This is a genomic window from Streptomyces composti (genome assembly GCF_012034205.1).
Classification (GTDB): Bacteria; Actinomycetota; Actinomycetes; order Streptomycetales; family Streptomycetaceae; genus Streptomyces; species Streptomyces composti.
Window position 1 is genome coordinate 179,612 of sequence record NZ_JAATEM010000007.1, and the last position, 20,985, is coordinate 200,596.

Genomic DNA, 20,985 nt, shown 5'->3' on the forward strand with positions numbered 1-20,985 from the left:
CGGGCGTCCGGCTCAGCGCACTTCGATGAAGGCCGCCGGGTCACGCTCGGGGCGCGGCCGGGGTTCCTCCGCGGGGTGTCCGATGGCCACCGCGCCCATCGGATCCCAGTCCGCCGGCAGGTCGAGGACCTGGCGGACCACGTCGCGGCAGAACATCGTCGAGGACACCCAGGCCGAGCCGAGCCGCTCCCCGGCCAGCGCGACCAGGAAGTTCTGCACTCCGGCACCCGCGGCGACCACGAACATCTCCCGCTCGGCCCCGTCACGCCGCGCGTCCCCGTAGGTGTGCGAGCCGTCCATGACGAGGCAGGGGACGGCCAGGTAGGGCGCGTTGCGCAGGACGTCGCCGCGGCGGACGCGCCGGGCGATGGACTCCTCGGACTTGCCGTCCCGGCGCAGGTCGGCGACCCAGGCCTCGCGCATGGCGTCCAGCAGGCGGGTGCGGACCTCGGCGGATTCGAGGAGGACGAAGCGCCACGGGGTGGTGTGGTGCGGCGCGGGCGCGGTCACGGCCGCGGCGACCGCGCGGCGCACCGCGGCGGGGTCGACCGGTTCGCCGGTGAAGGAGCGGACCGTGCGGCGCTGGGTCACGGCCAGGCGTACGGCCTCGGAGGTGCCCAGGCGGAACATGTCGTCGCGTGCGTCACGGACCATGGCGCGGGCTCCCTCCCCGTCGTCCTCGGCCACGGTGTGCGGCAGCCCGCGGACCACCGCCACCGGCAGGCCGGCCGCCTTGCCCTTGACCAGGTCGCCCGCCGCGGCCAGCTCGTCGGCCGTGGCGACGACGGTGGCGCCGAGCGGGTTGCCGTGGCCGTCGGTGCCGCCGCGCAGGTCGTCCAGGACGCGCACGCCGGCCGCGCCGATCGCCACATCGGTCAGCCCGGCCCGCCAGGGCCGGCCGAAGGTGTCGGTGACGATCACGCCGACCGTGACGCCGAGGGCGGAGCGCAGGCCCTCGCGGACGGCGCGGGCGGAGGCGTCCGGGTCCTCGGGGAGCAGCAGTACGGTGCCGGGCTCGGTGTTGGAGGCGTCGACGCCGGCCGCGGCCATCACCAGACCCTGCCGGTTCTCCACGATGCGCAGCGGGCCGCGCCGGGCCACCACCCGTACGGTCTCCGCGTCGATCGCCGCCTCCCGGTCGGCGGCGCGCACGATCCTGCCCTCGGCCTTGGACACGATCTTCGAGGTGATCAGCAGCACATCGCCGTCGGCGAGGCCCGGCTCGGCGGCGGCGATGAGCTTGGCGAGGTCGTCGCCCGGCCGGATCTCGGGCAGGCCGGGGACGGCCCAGACCTGGTAGGCGGGCGTCCTGTCGGTGCCGCTCACGCCGCCCGCACCGCCTCGGCCAGGTCGAGGGCCTCGCGGGCCATGCGCGCGGCGGCGTCGGCGTCGGTCATCATCAGCGGCACGGCCCGGCAGCGGATGCCCGCCGCCTCGACCCGCTCCACGGAGCCGGCATCGACCGTGTCGACCAGCCAGCCGTCCAGCAGACCCGAGCCGTAGTGCTCGGCGACCGCCGCCGCCGTGGCCTCCACGCCGACCGCCGCCAGGACCTTGTCGGCCATGCCGCGCACCGGCTTGTCGCCGACGATCGGCGACAGCCCGACCACGGGCACGCCCGCGTCGGCGATGGCCTCCCGGATGCCGGGGACGGCGAGGATGGTGCCGATGGAGACGACCGGGTTGGACGGCGGGAAGAGGATCACATCGGCCTCGGAGATGGCCTCCAGCACGCCTGGGGCGGGCTTGGCCTGCTCCGCGCCGACCGGGACGACCGCCTCGGCCGGCACCGAGGCCCGCAGCCGCACCCAGTACTCCTGGAAATGGATCGCCTTGCGCTGGCCGTCCAGCTCGACGGCGACATGGGTCTCCACCCGGTCGTCGGTCATCGGGATCAGCCGCACGCCCGGCTGCCAGCGGTCGCACAGGGCCTCGGTGACCGCGCTGAGCGGGTACCCGGCGCCGATCATCTGGGTGCGGACGATGTGCGTGGCGAAGTCCCGGTCGCCCAGGCCGAACCAGTCGGGGCCGACGCCGTAGGCCGCGAGCTCCTCCTTCACGTGGAAGGTCTCGTCGGCCCGTCCCCAGCCCTGCTCCTCGTTGATGCCGCCGCCGAGCGTGTACATCACCGTGTCGAGGTCCGGGCAGACCTTCAGCCCGAAGAGGTGGATGTCGTCCCCGGTGTTGCCGATGACCGTGATGTCCGCGTCCGGCACGGCCCGCTTCAGACCGCGCAGGAAACGGGCACCGCCGATGCCGCCTGCCAGAACCACAATGCGCATGACGCCCAGTCTTGCAGGCGGGGACGGCAGCGCGTCAGGCAGTCAGGGAGCGCGCCTCGCAGTGCGGGGCGGTGTGCATCGGCATCTCGGTCAGGCCCGGGTGGTAGATGTGCAGGCTGACCGCGGGCTCGAGGGTGTCGTTGACGACCTCGTGCACGTAGCCGGGTGCGAAGACGCGCTGCGCGCCGGGCGTGAGCGAGCGGGTGCCCCGGTCGGTGCGCTCGGTGAGGGTGCCCTCGAGGACGGTGAGCACGCCCGAGGAGCGGCCGTGGTCGTGCAGCCCGCTGCCCTGGCCGGGCACCCAGGACAGCAGCCAGACCTCGTAGCCGGGGCCGGTGCGCAGCCGGTGGTACCAGCGGGTGGTGGCGTCGTACTGCACCAGGTGCGCCCACTGGGCGCGGTCGGCGGCGATGGAGCGGGCCAGACCGGCGAACTCGGCGACGGTCACCGGGTGCTCGCGCGGTGCCTGGAGCAGATGGGGGACTTCGAGGATGTCGCCTGCGATCTGCAGGTCGCTGTCGCTGTTCATGTGAGTGCGGTGGTTCCTGGGCGTGAGAAGCGAAAAGGGCTCGCCCTGCCGGGCGCGGAGGAATCAACGGCCGAGTCGGATGCGAGGTGACTCGGCGGCGGCCGGAGACGGATGGCTCAACAGCCGGAACAACAACAGCTACAGCGAGCGCGGGCAGCACCGAGGATCCCGCCGGTGCGGGTCCGGGTGAGCGCCGAGTACGCGAGCATGCCCACAAGGACAGCGGTTCACACCTCCACTGTCAACTCGGCGCCCGGATCGTGGGACCGGGTTCACCTCATCAGGTTCATCTGACTGGCGAAAGGTTTGCTCACCCGATTCCGGGGACACATGCTGCGCACGACCGGGTGCCGAGCGCCGTTGCCGTCCTGTGATCTGGCTGTGATCAGGTTCGCTTCGCCTCGGTGTCGGAACGAGATCGACGCGCCGGACGTTCTCACCCGCAGAGGCTCTGCGCGGGGCGGAAAAGCCCGGACGGGCCCCGTCTGCATGTCAAGGTTTAGGGCGATTTGAACACTTTCCGCTTGACCTTGGTTCCGCAGAGTGAATAAGGGGCTCAATAGCAGATCTCGGCTTGACTCTCCCGGAGCAGCGCAATTGTAATTTCACTCGTGTCGTTCGACCGGAAACGGTAACGACGGCATCACGGGGACGCGAAAGACTGACGAGGGGCGCACATGACCGAGCTGGTGCAGCAACTGCTGGTCGACGACGCGGACGAGGAACTCGGCTGGCAGGAGCGCGCGCTGTGCGCCCAGACCGACCCCGAGTCCTTCTTCCCCGAGAAGGGCGGCTCCACCCGGGAGGCCAAGAAGGTCTGCCTCGCCTGCGAGGTCCGTTCCGAGTGCCTCGAATACGCCCTCGCCAATGACGAGCGCTTCGGTATCTGGGGCGGCCTGTCCGAGCGGGAACGCCGCCGGCTGAAGAAGGCCGCCGTCTGACGGACGGTGCTCCGCACACGTACCGCATACGTGTACAAAATCGCGTAGACGTGTCACATACGGCCCGGTGCAGGTGGGTTGTCCACAGGCGGCGGGCCGCCTTGCTGTGCAGCCAGTAGTGTGGTCGCTCGTCCGAGACGCCCCGCTGCCCCCACGGGGCACAGGCGTCCACCGCAGTCCACCGAACCGGGGCCCGTACCTCGATGTCCGTGCACAGCCACCCGGCAGCCCACGACGTTGCCGCCATCCCTGAGTTCCCGCGTCACGTGGTGACGGCGGTCCTCGTCTCGCACGACGGCGCCCGCTGGCTGCCCGACACACTCACCGGACTGCTGGGTCAGGAACGCCCGGTCCAGTACGCACTCGCCGCCGACACCGGCAGCGCGGACGACTCCGCCCGGCTGGTCACCGAGGCCCTCGGCGACGACCAGGTGCTGCACCTCGCCCGGCGCACCGGATTCGGCCAGGCCGTCGACGAGTGCCACCGCACGGCACCCCGGCTCACCCCGGACGACCTGCCCTATCTGAAGCGGCCCAGCGGCTGGGACCCGGTCACCCGCACCTGGCGCGACGACGCCTACGACCTGCCCGAACTCCCCTACGGCGAGCCGGTGCAGTGGCTGTGGCTGCTGCACGACGACTGCGCCCCCGAACCCGACGCCCTGGCCCAGCTGCTGCGCGTCGTCGACACCGAGTACGAGCTCGGCCGCGAGGACGTGGCCGTCGTCGGCCCCAAGCTGCGCGGCTGGTACGACCGCAGGCAGCTGCTCGAGGTCGGCGTCTCCATCGCCAACTCCGGTCGCCGGTGGACCGGCCTGGACCGCCGCGAACAGGACCAGGGCCAGCACGACCATGTGCGGGCCGTGCTGTCGGTGTCCACCGCGGGCATGCTGATCCGCCGTGACGTCTTCGAGCAGCTCGGCGGTTTCGACCGGCATCTGCCGCTGATGCGCGACGACGTCGACCTGTGCTGGCGCGCGCACCAGGCCGGCTACCGGGTCCTGGTCGCCCCCGACGCGGTGGTGCGGCACGCCGAGGCGGCCTCCCGCGAACGCCGCACCGTCGACTGCGTGGGCCGCACCGCGGCCTCCCCGCACAGGGTCGACAAGGCCGGCGCCGTCTACACCCTCCTCGTCAACACCCGTACCGCGGCGCTGCCCTGGGTGCTGCTGCGGGTGGTCCTCGGCACCCTGCTGCGCACCCTCGCCTACCTCGTCGGCAAGGTGCCGGGACAGGCCGTGGACGAGATCCGCGGCCTGATGAGCGTCCTGCTGCGCCCCGAACGCATCCTCGCCGGGCGGCGCCGCCGCGGCAGCCCGCAGATCGACAAGGCGGAACTGCGGGCGCTGTTCCCGCCGCCCGGCGCCACCGTCCGGGCCACCGTCGAGCAGGTCGCGGGCAACCTTGCCGGGCGCTCCGACCCCGAGGTGGCCTCCGGCGCCGGACGGCACGGCGGCGCCATCGAGTCCGGCCCCGGCGGCGACGACGCCGACTTCCTCGAGATCGAGCAGTTCGCCCGCCTCAAGCGCATCGCCCGCAAACCGGGCCCGGTGCTCTTCCTCGTCCTGCTCGTCGTCTCCCTCACCGCCTGCCGCTCCCTGCTCGGCGGCGGCGCGCTCGCCGGCGGCGCCCTGCTCCCGGTGCCCGCAGGCGCGGGCGAGCTGTGGGCGCGCTACACGGACGCCTGGCACGCGGTCGGCGCCGGCGGCACCGGCTCCGCACCGCCCTACCTGGCGATCGTGGCAACCCTCGCCTCCCTGCTGCTCGGCTCCACCGGACTGGCCGTCACCGTCCTGCTGGTGTGCTCGGTCCCGCTGGCCGGCCTCACCGCCTACTTCGCCTCCCGCCCGCTGGTCCCCTCCCGGCTGCTGCGCGCCTGGGCGGCCGTCGCCTACGCCTTCCTGCCGGCCGCCACCGGCGCCCTCGCCGGCGGCCGGATCGGCACCGCCGTCCTCGCCGTGCTGCTTCCCCTCCTCGCCCGCGCCGCCATCGCCGCCGGCGGCCTCGCCGACAGCACCGGCGGGCCCGGCAGCTGGCGGGCCACCTGGGCGTACGCGCTGCTGCTCACCATCACCACCGCCTTCACCCCGATCGTGTGGCCGATCGCGCTGGTCCTCGGCCTCGGCGTCCTGGCCCTGCGCCGCAGGGAGCTCACCGCGCACGCCCCGCGCCTGCTCGCCCAGCTCGGCACCCCGCTGCTGGTCCTGGCCCCCTGGTCGCTGTCCCTGCTGCCGTTCGGCTTCTTCCGGGAGGCCGGCCTGGAGTACGGCAGCGGCGCCGCCTCCGCCCTCGATCTGCTCGGCGCCGTCCCGGGCGGACCGGCCACCTTCAGCGGGCTGATGCTGATCGGCCTGGTCCTGGCCGCGCTGGCCGCCCTGCTGCGTTCCGAGCGGCAGACGGCCGTCCGCGTCGCCTGGGCGAGCGCCCTGACGGGCCTCGTCTTCGCCGCGCTGTCCAACGCCTCCACCTGGGCGGGCCCCGCCACCCTCGTCTACGGCATCTCCCTGCTGGCCGCCGCCGTGGTCGGCGCCGACGGGGCCCGCGCCCGGGTCGCCGAGAAGGAGTTCGGCTGGCGCCAGCCGGTCGCCGCGCTGATCGCCCTGGCCTGCGCCGCCGGGCCGCTGCTGCTCGCCGCCGGCTGGATGCTCCGTGGCGCCGACGGACCCCTCCAGCGCCGTGACCCCGTCCAGGTGCCCGCCTTCGTCGCCGAGGAGAGCGGTACCCGCGACCAGGCCCGCACCCTGGTGCTGGACAGCGACTCCGCCGCGGAGGTCCGCTACATGCTGGTCCGCGGTTCCGGCGCCCGCATGGGCGACGCCGAACTGGCCGCGGCCGGCGGCGAGAACGGCAGGCTCGACAAGGTCGTCGGCAACCTGGTCGCCGGCTCCGGCGCCGACCAGGCCGCCCAGCTCGGCACCTTCGCCGTCCGCTACGTCTTGGTCCACCAGGGCGCCCCCCGCGAGGTCACCCGCGTCCTGGACGCCACCCCCGGGCTGACCCGGCTCTCCCAGCAGGCCGGCGGCGCCCTGTGGCGGGTGGACCGCCAGGTGTCCCGGGCGACGATCGTCTCCGGCAAGGAGACCAAGGCGGTCGCGGCCGGCCCGGTGGACATCCACACCGACATCCCCGCCGGACCCGAGGGTCGCGTGCTGCGTCTCGCCGACACCGCCGACGACGGCTGGGCGGCCACCCTGGACGGCGCCCCGCTGCCCCGCACCACCGTGGACGGCTGGGCCCAGGGCTTCAAGCTGCCCGCCTCCGGCGGCCGCCTGGACGTCACCTACGACACCCCGCTCACCCACACCGCCTGGCTGTGGGCCCAGGGTTTCCTCGCGATCGTCCTGGTCGTCCTCGCCCTGCCCGGCCGCCGGCGTCACATCGACGACGACCTGCCCGACGAGCCGGCGGTCGTCCCCGCAGGGGACGGGCGCCGCGCCCGCCGTCTGCGCGCCCAGGCCGAGCAGGCGGGCCAGGCGGGAGAGCCGGCCGGGGCGGACCAGGCCGGGGAGGCCGGTCGGCAGGGTGCGCCGCAAGCCCCCGCTCCGATCCCCCCGCAGCCCGCCCACGACCCCTGGCGGCAGGAGCCGCAGCCCGACCCGGCGGCGCAGCAGTACCAGCAGCAGTACGCGGCCTACGCGCAGCCGGCGCAGCAGCCCCAGCAGTACCCGGGGCAGTACCCCGAGCAGCCGTACCCGTACCAGGGCGCCTCCTACGACCCGTACGCCTACGACCAGTACGAGCAGGCGCAGTACCAGCAGACCCCGACCTACGACCAGAGCTACCCGAACGGCTACGACATGCCGTACGACCCCATGGGCAGTGAGCGTCCCGACGGGAGCCAGCAGTGAACCGCACGACCCTGTCCCTGATCGCGGCGGCCACCGCCCTCGCCGCCGTGACCGGCTTCGCCGCGCTGACCGCGCCCGAGTCGCCGGCCGCGGACGACTCGGCACGCGCCGCGGCCCGGCTCCCGGTGGAGCGCACCAGCCTGCTCTGCCCCTCGCCCAGCACCTCCGACCTGGCCGAGACGACCTATTCCTCCTTCACCCCGGTCACCGAGGGGACGGAGAACAGGGGCTCGGCCGAGCTGCTCCCGGCCCGGGCCGACGGCGACGAAAAGGACGGGGACGGCAAGGACGGGGACGGCGACGAGGACGAAAGGGACGGGGAGTCCGAGAAGCCGGACGCCGGCGGGGCGAAGCCCGTCCTGAAGCCCGGGGAGCCGGGCCGGCAGGCCACCGGTGACGTCTCGGGCGGCGAGGCCCCGGCCCTCATCGGTACCGCCGACGGCCGCTACGCCCCCGGCTGGACCGTGCAGCAGACCACCGAGGTCACCGCGGGCACCGGCCGTGGCCTGCAGGGCGTCACCTGCGGGGCGCCGGACACCGAGTTCTGGTTCCCCGGCACCAGCACGGCCGGCGACCGCACCGACTATGTGCATCTGACCAACCCGGACGACTCGGCCGCCGTGGTGGACATCGAGCTCTACGGCAAGGACGGCGCCCTGGAGTCCACCGTGGGCGAGGGCATCACCGTCCGGGGGCGGTCCAGCGAGCCGATCCTGCTCTCCACGCTCACCGAGGAGCGCCAGTCCGATGTGACGGTGCATGTGGTCGTCCGCAGCGGCCGGGTCGGCGCGGCCGTGCAGGCCCTGGACGACAAGCTGGGCGGCGACTGGCTGGCCGCGTCCGCCGACCCGGCGGGCCGCCTGGTCCTCCCCGGCATCCCGAAGGACGCCACGGAGGTGCGCCTGGTCGCCTTCGCCCCCGGCGACTCCGACGCCGACCTCGGCATCCGCCTGGCCTCGCCCACCGGTTCGATCACTCCGGCCGGTCACGAGACCCTGCACGTCAAGGGCGGCATGACGGCCGCCGTGGACCTGGGCGACGTCACCCGCGGCGAGCCCGGCTCGCTGGTGCTGACCCCCACCGACCGCGCCGTCCCGGTCGTCGCCGCCGTCCGGGTGCTGCGCGGCAAGGGCGACGCCCAGGAGTCGGCCTTCATCCCGGCCGCCCGCCCGGTGTCCGGCCGGGCCACGGCCGTGGGCAACACCGCGAAGGGGACCACTCTGTCGGTGACGTCCACCGAGGCCACCGCCCGGATCAAGATCACCGCCTCGCCGACCGGGGAGGGCGGCACGCCCGCGACCAAGACGTACACGATCAAGCGCGGCACCACCCAGGACATCACCCCGCCCGTGCCGGAGGGTGCGAAGGGAAGCTACGCGCTGACGATCGAGCCGGAGACGGACACCCCGGTCTACGCGACCCGCACCCTGACCAGCGGGAAGACGGACTTCACCAGCCAGACGCTGCCGGACGACCGGGGCATGGTCGCGGTCCCGAAGGCCCGGCAGGACCTGTCCGTCCTGCAGAAGTAGCCGCAACCTCCTGCCGGCGGGTCTGCCGTCGCCGGGAGGCCGGTCTCAGTCCTCCCCGTAGCGGGGGTCCACCGTCTCCGGGGTCAGCCCGAGCAGCTCCGCGACCTGCTCGACGACCACCTCGTGCACCAGTGAGGCCCGCTCCTCGCGGCCCTTGGAGCGGATCTCCACCGGGCGCCGGTAGATCACCACCCGCGCGGGCCGTCCCTCGCGTGCGGGCACGGTGCCGCCCAGCGGAACGGCCTCGTCGTTCCAGGCGGCCGCCGCCCCGTCCAGCCGGGGCACGTCCAGCACCAGGAAATCGATGTCGGCGAGCTGCGGCCACCGCCGCTCCAGCCGCTCCACGGAGTCCTGCACGAGATCTGCGAACGACTCCGCCCTGCTGGCCGCGAGCGGCACCTGCGGCGGTGCGATCGGTCCCCGCATGCCCCTGCCGTGACGATCACGGCGTCGGGGTCCGGGGCCGGCAGCGGCACGGGGCGTCACAGGGTTGTCCATCACTGTGCAGGGTAGTCTCCCGCGCCCTCGCATGCCCGACCCCGCACCGTCCCACGCTCCATGTCACTACCTGACCGTTTCGGCCAAAGTCGGGCTCGATTCCGTATCCCTCCTGGACCGGTGATCTCGAGAAGTTTGACGGCCTTTGTGCCAAGTGGTGACCGCAATCAGAATCGGCCGACGCCCCGCACATTCTCGTCCGGCCAGGTCACCGAGCGGGTTCCCGGAGGCCGTGTGCGACGTCTCACACCACGACACGGGGGAGTGACCTGGTGGAGAGTCGTCGCGGCCCGCTCAAGAGTGCGGTACCGTCCAACGTCGTGAGCCCTGTACGTCGCTGTTCGCGCACCGCTTGCGGCCGTCCCGCCGTCGCGACGCTGACGTACGTCTACGCCGACTCGACCGCGGTCCTCGGCCCCCTCGCCACCTACGCCGAACCCCACTGCTACGACCTGTGCGCCGAGCACTCCGAACGCCTCACCGCACCGCGCGGCTGGGAGGTCGTCCGCCTGCTCGACGGCTCGGCCCCGGCCCAGCCCAGCGGCGACGACCTGGAGGCCCTGGCGAACGCCGTGCGCGAGGCGGCCCGCCCGCAGGAACGCGCGGCGGGTGCGGGCGGCGGCGGACGCGGCGCCGACCCCATGGAGGTCGCCCGCCGGGGCCACCTCCGGGTGCTCCGCTCACCGGACGACTGACCCCCACCGACGACGCCGGTCCGCCGGACCGTTTCGGCACGCTGCCCGCCCCGTACGGCGGGCACGAGGCGGCCGGTAGTTTGTGGTGACCCACAGGACTTCGGAAGGGCTGGGACGTGGTTGCTGATCTCTCGCAGATCGTGAAGGCGTACGACGTACGCGGAGTCGTCCCCGACCAGTGGGACGAGTCCCTCGCCGAACTCTTCGGCGCCGCCTTCGCCCAGGTCACCGGCGCGAGCGCGATCGTCACCGGCCACGACATGCGGCCCTCCTCACCGGGCCTGTCGGCCGCCTTCGCGCGCGGCGCCGCGAGCCGCGGGGCCGACGTCACCGAGATCGGCCTGTGCTCCACCGACCAGCTCTACTACGCCTCCGGGGCGCTCGACCTGCCCGGTGCCATGTTCACCGCGTCGCACAACCCCGCCCGGTACAACGGCATCAAGCTCTGCCGGGCCGGCGCGGCCCCCGTGGGCCAGGACACCGGCCTCGCCGAGATCCGCGCCCTGGTGGAGCGCTGGAGCACCTCCGGCGCCCCGGCGCCCGCCGCGACCCCGGGCACGGTCACCCGCCGCGACACCCTCGCCGACTACGCCGCCCACCTGCGCTCCCTGGTCGACCTCACCGCCGTCCGGCCCCTGAAGGTGGTCGTCGACGCGGGCAACGGCATGGGCGGCCACACCGTCCCCACCGTCTTCGAGGGACTGCCGCTCACGCTCGTCCCCCTGTACTTCGAGCTCGACGGCACCTTCCCCAACCACGAGGCCAACCCCCTCGACCCGGCCAACCTGGTCGACCTGCAGAAGCGGGTCCGCGAGGAGGGCGCCGACCTCGGTCTCGCCTTCGACGGCGACGCCGACCGCTGCTTCGTGGTGGACGAGCGGGGCGAGCCGGTCTCCCCGTCCGCGATCACCGCCCTGGTCGCCGCCAGGGAGCTGGCCCGCAACGGCGGCAAGGGCACCGTCATCCACAACCTGATCACCTCCTGGTCGGTGCCGGAGGTGGTCAGGGAGCACGGCGGCACCCCGGTGCGCACCCGCGTCGGCCACTCCTTCATCAAGGCCGAGATGGCCGCCACCGGCGCGATCTTCGGCGGCGAGCACTCGGCGCACTACTACTTCCGCGACTTCTGGTACGCCGACACCGGCATGCTGGCCGCCCTGCACGTCCTGGCGGCGCTCGGCGGCCAGGACGGCACGCTCTCCGCCCTCGTCGCCGAATACGACCGCTACGCCGGATCCGGCGAGATCAACTCCACCGTCGACGACCAGGCCGCCCGCCTCGCCGCGATCCGCGCCGCCTACGAGGGCCGCGAGGGCATCACCCTCGACGACCTGGACGGCCTCACCGTCACCTCCGCCGACTGGTGGTTCAACGTCCGCCCCTCCAACACCGAGCCCCTGCTGCGCCTCAACGCCGAGGCCCGCGACGAAACGACGATGCGCCGCGTCCGCGACGAGGCCCTGTCGATCATCCGCGGCTGACGCACCCGCGACGGACGGCTACCGGCGCCGCCCGCCGCCCGGACACCGAGCAGCCGGGGCCGTCCGGCGGGGGCCGCCGGTGGTCTGCCCGGCGCGGCGACCCGCGGACGCCGGCCGCCGGCGCCCGGGGCGCTCGGCGCCGGCCATCCGGGGCCGCCCGTGCGGGGGGGGGGCGAGCACCGAGCGCCGACCGGGCGCCGGACCTCGGGGGGCCCGCGTCGGCGAAGGGCCGACGACGCCGGCCGGGGGCCGATCATCCGAGGTCGGCGGGGTGCGGGGCGGGAGACCGCCCGGGCGGGGGGTCGGACACGGGTGCGCGGCCGACCATGGCGCGGTACCGGCGGTACGCTGACCAGGCACATCCACGCAAAGCCACCTGCCGTGAAGGGAACCCCCATGCCGCTCGAAGCCGGTCTCCTGGAGATCCTCGCCTGCCCGGCCTGCCACGCCCCCCTCAAGGAGCAGGACGCCGAGCTGATCTGCACCGGCCAGGACTGCGGCCTGGCCTACCCGGTCCGTGACGGCATCCCCGTCCTCCTCGTCGACGAGGCCCGCCGCCCGGCGTAGCCGCCGCCTCGGCGCCCGCCGCCCCGCGAACCGACGCCCCGCCGACCGGAGGCACGCCGCCCATGCTCGACGAAAGCTTGCTCGACTCACCGGAGGGCCTCGCCGAGGCCGATCGCCGCGGGCTGCTCCGCGGGGCCGCCGAGGCCGGCGCCCGGGTCCGCACCGCCGCACGGCACGCCGCCGAGGCCGGCATCCAGGACCTGCAGCCCGACGGCCGGCCCCGCGCCATCCTCATCGCGGGCCCCGGCGCCGCCGCCACCCAGACCGCCGACCTGCTCGGCACCCTCGCCGGCTCCGGCAGCCCCGTCACCCGCCTCGCACCCACCGGTGTCGCTCCCGCCGCGGGCGCCCTGCGCTGGGAACTGCCCGGCTGGGCCGGCTCCGTCGACCTGCTGCTCATCGCCACCCCCGACGGCACCGAGCCCGGCCTGTCCCTGCTCGCCGAGCAGGCCTACCGCCGCGGCTGCACCGTCGTCGCCGTCGCCCCGGCCCGCACCCCGCTCGCCGACTCCGTCAGCGGCTCGCACGGCCTGTTCGTGCCCATGGCCACCGCTCCCTACGAGCACGAGGAACCCCTCGCGGCCTCCGCCCCCGGCGTGCTGTGGGCGCTGCTCACCCCGCTGCTGGCGCTGCTCGACCGCACCGGGCTGCTCACCGCGCCGCAGGACGCTCTGGAGAAGGTCGCCGACCGCCTGGACGGCATCGCCGAACGCTGCGGCCCCGCCATCGCCACCTACAGCAACCCCGCCAAGACCCTGGCCGCCGAACTCGCCGACGCGCTGCCCATCGTCTGGACCGAGGGCACCTCCGCCGGTCCCGCGGGCCGTCGCTTCGCCGCCGCGCTCGCCGAGCTCTCCGGCACCCCCGCCGTCGTCGCCGAACTCCCCGAGGCGCTCGCCGCGCACAGCGCCCTGCTGGCCGGCCCGCTCGCCGCCGGAGCCGACCCGGACGACTTCTTCCGCGACCGCGTCGAGGAACCGCCCGCCCTGCACGCCCGCGTGGTGCTGCTGCGCGACCGGCCCATCGGCAGCTTCACCGCAGCGCCCGCCGCCCGCGAGCTGGCCCTCACCCACGACACCCCGATCAGCGAACTCGAACCGCAGCCGGGCGGCGAACTGGAGACCCTCGCCGAGCTGATCGCCATCACCGATTTCGCCGCCGTCTACCTGGCGCTCGCCTCCCGCACCCGATGATGTCCGGGACATCCTGAACCCCCCTGCCCACCCGCCCCCTGCCGGGGAGGCAGGCCACGAGCACCGCAGAAGGAACCCGAGAACCCCATGGACCGCCTCGAGAACACCATCCGCCCCTACGCCTGGGGTTCCACCACCGCCATCCCGCGGCTCCTCGGCACCGAACCCACCGGTGAACCGCAGGCCGAGATGTGGATGGGCGCCCACCCCGGCGCCCCCTCACGCACCGCCCGCGGCACCCTCGCCGAGGTCATCGACGCCGCCCCCGAGAAGGAACTCGGCACCGCCTGCGTCGCCCGGTTCGGCCCCCGCCTGCCGTTCCTGCTCAAGCTCCTCGCCGCCGGCGCCCCCCTCTCCCTCCAGGTCCACCCCGGCCTGGAACAGGCCAGGAAGGGCTTCGAGGACGAGGAGCGCCGCGGCATCCCCGTGGACGCGCCGCACCGCAACTACAAGGACGCCAACCACAAGCCGGAGCTGATCTGCGCGCTCACCGAGTTCGACGGCCTGTGCGGCTTCCGCGACCCGCTGCGCGCCGCGGCCCTCCTCGACTCGCTGGGCGTCGACTCGCTCAAGCCCTACGCCGACCTGCTGCACGCCCGCCCCGCCGACGCCGCCCTGCGCGAGGTCCTCACCGCGATCCTCACCGCCGACCCCGAGGAGATGGCCCGCACCGTGGCCGACGCGGCCGCCGCCTGCGACCGCCTCGGCGGCGACCTCGCCCCCTACGCCGTGATCGCCCACCACTACCCGGGCGACCCCGGCGTCATCGCCGCGATGCTCCTCAACCACGTGCGGCTCCAGCCCGGCGAGGCCCTCTACCTCGGCGCCGGCGTCCCGCACGCCTACCTCAGCGGCCTCGGCGTGGAGATCATGGCCAACTCCGACAACGTGCTGCGCTGCGGCCTGACCCCCAAGCACGTCGATGTGCCCGAACTGCTGCGCATCGTCCGCTTCGAGGCCGGCGACCCCTCCGTGCTGCGCCCCGAGGCCACACCCGACGGCGAGGAGGTCTACGACACGCCCACCGACGAGTTCCGCCTCTCCCGCTACGTGCTGCCCGCCGGCGGCGCGGTCCACGACCTGACCCGCCCCGCTCCGCAGATCCTGCTGTGCACCGCCGGCACCGTCCGGGCCGGCGAGCACGAGCTCACCCCGGGCCAGTCCGTGTTCGCCGCCGCGGGCGAGAAGACCGAGGTGACCGGCACCGGCACGCTCTTCCGGGCCACCGTCGTGCCCTGACGCCCCCTCGACCCGGATCTGTCGCGCCGGTACGGCGGCGGGCTGCAACAATGGCCCACCGTCACAACACGGTTCACGCCCCCGAGCGGCCGCACCCGTCCGCCCGGGGCCGGAAATGCGGCGTACGAAGGGACAACGCGGACACATGAGCGCGTCAGGCGGCACCAGGGCGATCGTGGCGGCACTCGCCGCCAACCTCGCGATCGCGACAGCGAAGTTCGTGGCGTTCCTCTTCAGCGGCTCCTCGTCGATGCTCGCCGAGTCCGTGCACTCCGTCGCGGACTCCGGCAACCAGGCCCTGCTGCTCGTCGGCGGCAAGAAGGCCCAGCGCCAGGCCACCCCGCAGCACCCCTTCGGCTACGGCCGGGAGCGCTACATCTACGCCTTCCTGGTCTCCATCGTGCTGTTCTCGGTCGGCGGCATGTTCGCCCTCTACGAGGGCTACGAGAAGATCAAGCACCCGCACGAGCTGGAGCACTGGTACTGGCCCGTCGGCGTGCTCGTCTTCGCGATCATCGCCGAGGGCTTCTCCTTCCGCACCGCCATCAAGGAGTCCAACACCCTGCGCGGACGCCGCTCCTGGAAGGAGTTCGTCCGCCACGCCAAGGCCCCCGAGCTGCCCGTGGTCCTGCTGGAGGACCTCGGCGCACTCGTCGGTCTGATCCTCGCCCTCGGCGGTGTCGGCCTGGCCCTGCTCACCGGTGACAGCGTCTGGGACGGCATCGGCACCCTGTGCATCGGCGTGCTGCTCATCGTGATCGCCCTCGTCCTGGCCGCCGAGACCAAGTCGCTGCTGCTCGGCGAGTCCGCCGGTGCCGAGGAGACCGCCAAGATCGAGGCCGCCCTGGTCGACGGTGACACGGTGACCCGCATCATCCACATGCGCACCCTCCACCTCGGCCCGGAGGAGCTGCTGGTCGCCGCCAAGATCGCCGTCCGGCACGACGAGACCGCGGCCGAGATCGCCGCCGCCATCGACGCCGCCGAGTCCCGCGCCCGCGAGGCCGTCCCGATCGCCCGCGTCATCTACCTCGAGCCCGACATCTACAGTGAGGCCGAGGCCGCCAAGGGCCCCGACCCGGAGGCCACCCCCGGCGGCCCCGGCCCGGAAACCGCAGGCCACTGACGGCGCCGGAGGCCCGGCCGCCCGCCGCCCGCACGGCAGGCGGCCCTCTCCCGCCCGGCCCGGTGCACCGACGGGGCCGACCGGGCCGACCGCCAGATGGCCGGAAGTGTTCCCGGGCGGACTGGGGATCGCAGGCGGCTCCGGTGTAGCTTGGGACGGAGCCAGACGTCGCTGCTGATGGCGGTCGGGCGGTCCACTGCGGCCGGCCGAGGGAGAGAGGGCCTCCGACGGACTGCGCTGCGCGTACGCGGGCATGCCTGTGCCCTCCTTCGGGCACCCCTGTGTCCGCCGCCGCGCAGACCAGCCAGACCCACCTCGACCCAACCCGAGGAGCAGCTCGCAATGACGACTGTCGAGAACCGACAGGACTTCAAGGTCGCCGACCTCTCCCTGGCCGAGTTCGGCCGCAAGGAGATCACCCTCGCCGAGCACGAGATGCCGGGCCTGATGGCGATCCGCAAGGAGTACGCCGAGGCCCAGCCCCTCGCCGGCGCCCGCATCACCGGCTCCCTGCACATGACCGTGCAGACCGCCGTCCTGATCGAGACCCTGGTCGCCCTCGGCGCCCGCGTCCGCTGGGCGTCCTGCAACATCTTCTCCACCCAGGACCACGCCGCGGCCGCCGTCGCCGTCGGCCCCGACGGCACGCCCGACAACCCGCAGGGCGTCCCCGTCTTCGCCTGGAAGGGCGAGACGCTGCAGGAGTACTGGTGGTGCACCGAGCAGGCGCTGACCTGGCCGGACAGCCCCACCGGCGGCCCCAACATGATCCTCGACGACGGCGGTGACGCCACCCTCCTCGTCCACAAGGGCGTCGAGTACGAGAAGGACGGCAAGGTCCCCTCGCCCGACACCGCCGAGTCCGAGGAGCACCGCGTCATCCTCGAACTGCTCACCCGCACTCTGAGCGAGAACCCGCAGAAGTGGACCCAGCTCTCCTCCGAGATCCGCGGTGTCACCGAGGAGACCACCACCGGCGTCCACCGCCTGTACGAGATGCAGCGTGAGGGCACCCTCCTGTTCCCGGCGATCAACGTCAACGACGCCGTCACCAAGTCGAAGTTCGACAACAAGTACGGCTGCCGCCACTCCCTGATCGACGGCATCAACCGCGCCACCGACACCCTGATCGGCGGCAAGACCGCCGTCGTGTGCGGCTACGGCGACGTGGGCAAGGGCTGCGCCGAGTCGCTGCGCGGCCAGGGCGCCCGCGTGATCGTCACCGAGATCGACCCGATCTGCGCCCTGCAGGCCGCGATGGACGGCTACCAGGTCACCACCCTCGACGAGGTCGTCGAGACCGCCGACATCTTCATCACCACGACCGGCAACCGGGACATCATCATGGCCTCGGACATGGCCAAGATGAAGCACCAGGCGATCGTCGGCAACATCGGCCACTTCGACAACGAGATCGACATGGCCGGCCTCGCCAAGGTCCCCGGCATCGTCAAGGACGAGATCAAGCCGCAGGTCCACAAGTGGACCTTCCCCGACGGCAAGGCGATCATCGTCCTGTCCGAGGGCCGCCTGCTGAACCTGGGCAACGCCACCGGCCACCCGTCGTTCGTGATGTCCAACTCCTTCGCGGACCAGACCCTGGCCCAGATCGAGCTGTTCACCAAGCCCGACGAGTACCCGACCGGCGTCTACGTGCTGCCCAAGCACCTCGACGAGAAGGTCGCCCGGCTCCACCTCGACGCCCTCGGCGTGAAGCTGACCAAGCTCCGCCCCGAGCAGGCCGAGTACATCGGTGTGAAGGTCGAGGGCCCGTACAAGCCGGACCACTACCGCTACTGAGCCCGCGGCAGCAGGTTCTTCGAGGCAGGCCCCCGCACCCCCGTGCCGGGGGCCTGCCCCATGGACGGACCAGGCGACCGGCTCAGCCCGTCACGACTCAGGACCCCCATGCCCCGCGGCCGCTATTCGCTCCACGATCCGCACGACCACACCCCCCTCGCAGAAGAGCACTTCCACTGCGCCCCCGGCCCCTCCGGCTGGCGCTACGTCTCCCAGCTCACCGCCCCGTCCGGCGATCACCTGGGCTCGGTCGACCTCGCCCTGGACGAACTCGGCCGCCCCCTCCGCCTGGAACTCCACGCCGCCGACTGGCAGGTCCGCGGCGCCGCCCTCGACGGCGTCACCTGGGTCCGCACGGACCCCACGGGAACCCACGCCACGGAAGGCAATGTGCGCGCCCACGCCTTCACCGGCACGTCCCCCGCGTTCCTCGTCGCCACGACCCGTCTGCTGCGCCTCACCCCCTCGTCACCGGCCACCCGCGTACGACTCGTCGCCTTCACCGATCCCGTGCTCGCCCCGCGCACCGTGGATCAGTCCTGGGCGCTGGTGAAAAGAGAAGCACACGCCACTGACAACGGCCCTCTGACCGTGGACGAATACCAGGTCACGGCCCTGGACACGGGCGAACGGCACAGTGTGCACATCGCCGGGGACGTCGTCCTGGCCGCCCCCGGCATCGAGCTGGAGGACCTGGAGACGCCGCCATCGGTCTTCGAGTGAGCGCGGCCACTTCGCCGTCCCCCCGCTATGGCCGTGTCGGTCAGGCAGGCGGGATGAACTTGGTGTGGGGCTGCTCGTCGGCCGGCTCCTGCCGGGACGGCTGGGAGGACTGAGAGGGCTGGGAGGACTGAGAGGGCTGGGACGGCTGGGACGGCTCGTCCGGGGCTTCGGACGTGGGCGGCTGTGACGGCTGTGACAGCTGTGACGGAGGCTGGGGGATCGGCTGGGGCACCGTCGGCGTCTGCGGAGCAGCGGGGCTCTGCGAGGTCCCCGGCATCTGAGGCGCGGACGGCGCAGGAACGGAGGGGGACTGCCCGATTGCCCCGCCGCCGAAGGCCCGCCGGGCCTCCCGGGCCTGCCGCTCCTGCAGGATCGCGGCGAGATAGGCCGCAGGCGGCACGCCCTGCGGCACCGCCGTCCCCGTGCGCTCCGCGACATCCGCCGCCAGCCGCTCCGCCATCGACCAGGCCACCCGCGGATCGAGCTGCCGCATCCGGCCCAGGTACTGCCGGACGGCCAGCCACAGACTGTCCGGCACCGCCGAGAGATCCAGCCCCGAGAAGCGTCCGGCCAGCCAGGGCGGAGGCGGCGGCAAGAAGCCCGTCTGCCCGGCCGGCACCCGCTCCCGCACCACGATCGTCCCCGCGAACACATCGCCGAGGCGCCGTCCCCTTGCCGAGACCAGCGAGGCGATGCACGCCACCACCCCGAGCGTCATCAGGATCTCGATGACACCGATCAGCCCCCGCACCAGCGCGTGCCGGAAACGGATCGGCCCGCCGTCGTCCCGCACCACCCGCAGCCCGCATGCCAGCTTCCCCAGCGACCGGCCGTGGCTCAGCGTCTCCACCGCGATGGGCCCGCCCACCAGGATCAGCACGAACGCCGCGAGGGATATCGCCGTCTGCGCGGCCTCGTCCAGGGAAGCGGTGGCCAGCACCAATGCCACCGTCACCAGCATGAAGACCACCAGGGCGACCACCAGGTCGAGCAGCACGGCCAGCGCCCTGCTGGGCAGCCTCGCGGGCCGCAGCTCCAATGCCACGGCCTCGCCCGTCACCAGCTCACTCACGCATGCCGCCCTTCCCCTGCGATGATCCGAACACCGCCAGTCTGCCAAGCTGATGGCACATCGCACCGCAGTACGACCACCCGATCAAGGCGAGCATCGATCACCGGGGTCCGCACGACCGTGTCGATCGACCGAGAGCAAGCCGAGGAGCAGGCACACAGATGGACCTCGACGTCTTCGTCTCCGCCCACCGCGCGGAGTGGGACCGCCTCGACGCCCTGCTCCGCCGCCAGCGTCGGCTCAACGGCGCGGAGGTCGACGAACTCGTCTCCCTCTACCAGCGCACCGCCACCCACCTGTCACTGATCCAGTCCTCGGCCCCCGACCCCCAGCTGACCGGCCGGCTCAGCCAGCTGGTGGCCCGCGCACGCGGCGCGGTGACCGGCACCCGGCGAGCCTCCTGGCGGGACATCACCCACTTCCTCACCCACAGCTTCCCGGCCGCCGTCTACCGCGCCCGCCGCTGGTGGGTGCCCACGGCCCTGCTGTCCACCGCCGTGGCGATCCTGCTCGGCTGGTGGATCGGCACCCACCCCGAGGTGCAGTCCGCCATCGCCGCCCCCACCGAGCTGCGCGAGCTGACCCGCCCCGGAGGCCAGTACGAGACGTACTACTCCAGCCACCCGGCGGCCTCCTTCGCCGCGCAGGTGTGGACGAACAATGCCTGGGCCGCCGCCCTGTGCCTGATCTTCGGCATCTTCCTCGGCCTGCCGGTCATCTGGATTCTCTTCCTCAACATGCTCAACCTGGGCGTCGGCTTCGGTCTGATGCACTCGGCGGGCCGGCTCGACGTCTTCCTCGGTCTCGTTCTGCCCCACGGCCTGCTGGAGCTGACCGCCGTCTTCGTCGCCGCCGGTACCGGACTGCGCCTCGGCTGGACCCTGGTCGACCCGGGGCCGCGCACCCGGCGCAGCGCCCTTGCCGAGGAGGGCCGGGCGGCGCTGGCCATGGCGATCGGACTGGCCCTGGTCCTCTTCGTCGCCGGTGCCATCGAAGGCTTCGTCACCCCGTCCGGCCTGCCCACCTGGGCCCGCATCGGCATCGGAGTCCTGGCGGAGCTCGCCTTCCTCGTCTATGTCTTCGTCGTGGGCCGGCGGGCGGCTCACGAGGGTGAGACGGGTGACCTGGACGCGGCCGAGCGCAGCGCGACCGTGCCGACGGCCGCCTGATGTGCGAACCACACCGCTGAGCTGCTAGTGTCCTCTTCGCCCCACGGGACCCGTTGACACGGGCATCGCGGGGAGGTAGATTCAAACAGTTGCCTGGACATGGGTTCGAACCCGACCGGCGACCGTGAGCATCTGCTCCGCTTCTTGAAATCGAGATTTCGAAGAAGCTTCTCCCGACGCATCGGAACGAGGCCGGTCAGAACGGCCCAAAACTTCTGATAAAGTCGGGTGCGCCGGAAAGGGAAACGCGCAAGCGGAACCCGGAAAGGCACCGAGGAAATCGGATCGGC

At 73.2% G+C, this 20,985-nt stretch carries 18 protein-coding genes; 12 read left to right on the forward strand and 6 right to left on the reverse strand.

The features are described 5' to 3' along the window. Positions 1-12 precede the first annotated feature (12 nt). Genes HCJ93_RS07995 through HCJ93_RS08005 form a run of 3 tightly spaced genes read right to left on the reverse strand, consistent with a single transcriptional unit; the run spans position 13 to position 2,811 of the window. The gene (locus tag HCJ93_RS07995) at positions 13-1,326 is read right to left on the reverse strand and encodes a coenzyme F420-0:L-glutamate ligase (protein ID WP_167992412.1); all 1,314 of its coding nucleotides are present in this window, start codon (positions 1,324-1,326) and stop codon (positions 13-15) included. After that, positions 1,323-2,282 carry a 2-phospho-L-lactate transferase gene (gene cofD / locus HCJ93_RS08000; protein WP_167992414.1) on the reverse strand — a complete coding sequence of 320 codons (960 nt, stop codon included), beginning with the start codon at positions 2,280-2,282 and terminating at the stop codon, positions 1,323-1,325. The genes HCJ93_RS07995 and cofD overlap by 4 nt, the downstream gene beginning before the upstream one ends. A gap of 34 nt (positions 2,283-2,316) precedes the next feature. Continuing rightward, complete coding sequence (locus HCJ93_RS08005; RefSeq protein WP_167992416.1) at positions 2,317-2,811, reverse strand: cysteine dioxygenase; 495 nt, start codon at positions 2,809-2,811, stop codon at positions 2,317-2,319. A gap of 677 nt (positions 2,812-3,488) precedes the next feature. Here HCJ93_RS08005 and HCJ93_RS08010 point away from each other — a divergent pair. The 3 genes from HCJ93_RS08010 to HCJ93_RS08020 all read left to right on the forward strand — a co-directional run bounded on the left by HCJ93_RS08010 (position 3,489) and on the right by HCJ93_RS08020 (position 9,132). Further along, positions 3,489-3,752, forward strand: coding sequence for a WhiB family transcriptional regulator (locus HCJ93_RS08010; protein ID WP_003975777.1), 264 nt, complete (start codon positions 3,489-3,491; stop codon positions 3,750-3,752). Between the two features lie 203 nt (positions 3,753-3,955). Continuing rightward, positions 3,956-7,600: a glycosyltransferase family 2 protein gene (locus tag HCJ93_RS08015; protein WP_167992417.1), complete on the forward strand. Its 3,645-nt coding sequence runs from the start codon at positions 3,956-3,958 to the stop codon at positions 7,598-7,600. Further along, a complete protein-coding gene (locus tag HCJ93_RS08020) occupies positions 7,597-9,132 on the forward strand; it encodes a DUF5719 family protein (protein ID WP_167992419.1) in 1,536 nt (511 codons plus the stop codon). Before HCJ93_RS08015 ends, HCJ93_RS08020 begins: the two co-directional genes overlap by 4 nt. A gap of 45 nt (positions 9,133-9,177) precedes the next feature. Here the strand turns inward: HCJ93_RS08020 and HCJ93_RS08025 are convergent, their stop codons facing one another. After that, complete coding sequence (locus HCJ93_RS08025) at positions 9,178-9,630, reverse strand: metallopeptidase family protein (protein WP_167992420.1); 453 nt, start codon at positions 9,628-9,630, stop codon at positions 9,178-9,180. A 272-nt stretch (positions 9,631-9,902) separates the two neighbouring features. Between HCJ93_RS08025 and HCJ93_RS08030 the strand changes: the two genes are divergently transcribed. From HCJ93_RS08030 to HCJ93_RS08065, 8 genes are all read left to right on the forward strand, one after another. Continuing rightward, entirely contained in the window at positions 9,903-10,325 is a 423-nt protein-coding gene (locus HCJ93_RS08030) for a DUF3499 domain-containing protein (RefSeq protein ID WP_167992422.1), read from the forward strand. Between the two features lie 116 nt (positions 10,326-10,441). After that, a complete protein-coding gene (locus HCJ93_RS08035) occupies positions 10,442-11,806 on the forward strand; it encodes a phosphomannomutase/phosphoglucomutase (protein ID WP_167992424.1) in 1,365 nt (454 codons plus the stop codon). Positions 11,807-12,202: 396 nt separating this feature from the next. After that, on the forward strand, positions 12,203-12,373 hold the full coding sequence (locus tag HCJ93_RS08040; protein WP_020940431.1) for a Trm112 family protein: 171 nt from the start codon (positions 12,203-12,205) through the stop codon (positions 12,371-12,373). A 62-nt stretch (positions 12,374-12,435) separates the two neighbouring features. Then, the gene (locus tag HCJ93_RS08045) at positions 12,436-13,566 is read left to right on the forward strand and encodes an SIS domain-containing protein (protein ID WP_167992426.1); all 1,131 of its coding nucleotides are present in this window, start codon (positions 12,436-12,438) and stop codon (positions 13,564-13,566) included. Between the two features lie 87 nt (positions 13,567-13,653). Beyond that, positions 13,654-14,805 (forward strand): mannose-6-phosphate isomerase, class I, encoded by a 1,152-nt coding sequence (gene manA, locus HCJ93_RS08050; protein ID WP_167992434.1) that lies wholly within the window; start codon positions 13,654-13,656, stop codon positions 14,803-14,805. A 145-nt stretch (positions 14,806-14,950) separates the two neighbouring features. Further along, positions 14,951-15,931, forward strand: coding sequence for a cation diffusion facilitator family transporter (locus tag HCJ93_RS08055; RefSeq protein ID WP_167992435.1), 981 nt, complete (start codon positions 14,951-14,953; stop codon positions 15,929-15,931). Between the two features lie 342 nt (positions 15,932-16,273). Further along, a complete protein-coding gene (ahcY, locus tag HCJ93_RS08060; protein ID WP_167992437.1) occupies positions 16,274-17,731 on the forward strand; it encodes an adenosylhomocysteinase in 1,458 nt (485 codons plus the stop codon). Positions 17,732-17,839: 108 nt separating this feature from the next. Then, positions 17,840-18,454, forward strand: coding sequence for a hypothetical protein (locus tag HCJ93_RS08065; RefSeq protein ID WP_167992438.1), 615 nt, complete (start codon positions 17,840-17,842; stop codon positions 18,452-18,454). 40 nt (positions 18,455-18,494) lie between these two features. On the opposite strand, the gene HCJ93_RS08070 is transcribed toward HCJ93_RS08065, so the two are convergent. Next, entirely contained in the window at positions 18,495-19,526 is a 1,032-nt protein-coding gene (locus tag HCJ93_RS08070; RefSeq protein ID WP_167992440.1) for an RDD family protein, read from the reverse strand. 161 nt (positions 19,527-19,687) lie between these two features. Here HCJ93_RS08070 and HCJ93_RS08075 point away from each other — a divergent pair, with 161 nt between their 5' ends. After that, positions 19,688-20,695, forward strand: coding sequence for a stage II sporulation protein M (locus tag HCJ93_RS08075; protein WP_167992442.1), 1,008 nt, complete (start codon positions 19,688-19,690; stop codon positions 20,693-20,695). An 81-nt stretch (positions 20,696-20,776) separates the two neighbouring features. On the opposite strand, the gene HCJ93_RS29140 is transcribed toward HCJ93_RS08075, so the two are convergent. After that, positions 20,777-20,985, reverse strand: a 209-nt coding sequence (locus tag HCJ93_RS29140) for a hypothetical protein (RefSeq protein ID WP_206317089.1), incomplete at its 5' end; no start/stop codon positions are given.

Excerpts from the sequence above, each read along its gene's own strand:
- cofD (WP_167992414.1), bottom strand. The coding sequence starts at position 2,282 with ATGCGCATTGTGGTTCTGGCAGGCGGCATCGGCGGTGCCCGTTTCCTG.
- HCJ93_RS08005 (WP_167992416.1), bottom strand. The coding sequence starts at position 2,811 with ATGAACAGCGACAGCGACCTGCAGATCGCAGGCGACATCCTCGAAGTC.
- HCJ93_RS08010 (WP_003975777.1), top strand. The coding sequence starts at position 3,489 with ATGACCGAGCTGGTGCAGCAACTGCTGGTCGACGACGCGGACGAGGAA.
- HCJ93_RS08015 (WP_167992417.1), top strand. The coding sequence starts at position 3,956 with ATGTCCGTGCACAGCCACCCGGCAGCCCACGACGTTGCCGCCATCCCT.
- HCJ93_RS08025 (WP_167992420.1), bottom strand. The coding sequence starts at position 9,630 with ATGGACAACCCTGTGACGCCCCGTGCCGCTGCCGGCCCCGGACCCCGA.
- HCJ93_RS08040 (WP_020940431.1), top strand. The coding sequence starts at position 12,203 with ATGCCGCTCGAAGCCGGTCTCCTGGAGATCCTCGCCTGCCCGGCCTGC.
- HCJ93_RS08045 (WP_167992426.1), top strand. The coding sequence starts at position 12,436 with ATGCTCGACGAAAGCTTGCTCGACTCACCGGAGGGCCTCGCCGAGGCC.
- manA (WP_167992434.1), top strand. The coding sequence starts at position 13,654 with ATGGACCGCCTCGAGAACACCATCCGCCCCTACGCCTGGGGTTCCACC.
- HCJ93_RS08055 (WP_167992435.1), top strand. The coding sequence starts at position 14,951 with ATGAGCGCGTCAGGCGGCACCAGGGCGATCGTGGCGGCACTCGCCGCC.
- ahcY (WP_167992437.1), top strand. The coding sequence starts at position 16,274 with ATGACGACTGTCGAGAACCGACAGGACTTCAAGGTCGCCGACCTCTCC.
- HCJ93_RS08065 (WP_167992438.1), top strand. The coding sequence starts at position 17,840 with ATGCCCCGCGGCCGCTATTCGCTCCACGATCCGCACGACCACACCCCC.
- HCJ93_RS08075 (WP_167992442.1), top strand. The coding sequence starts at position 19,688 with ATGGACCTCGACGTCTTCGTCTCCGCCCACCGCGCGGAGTGGGACCGC.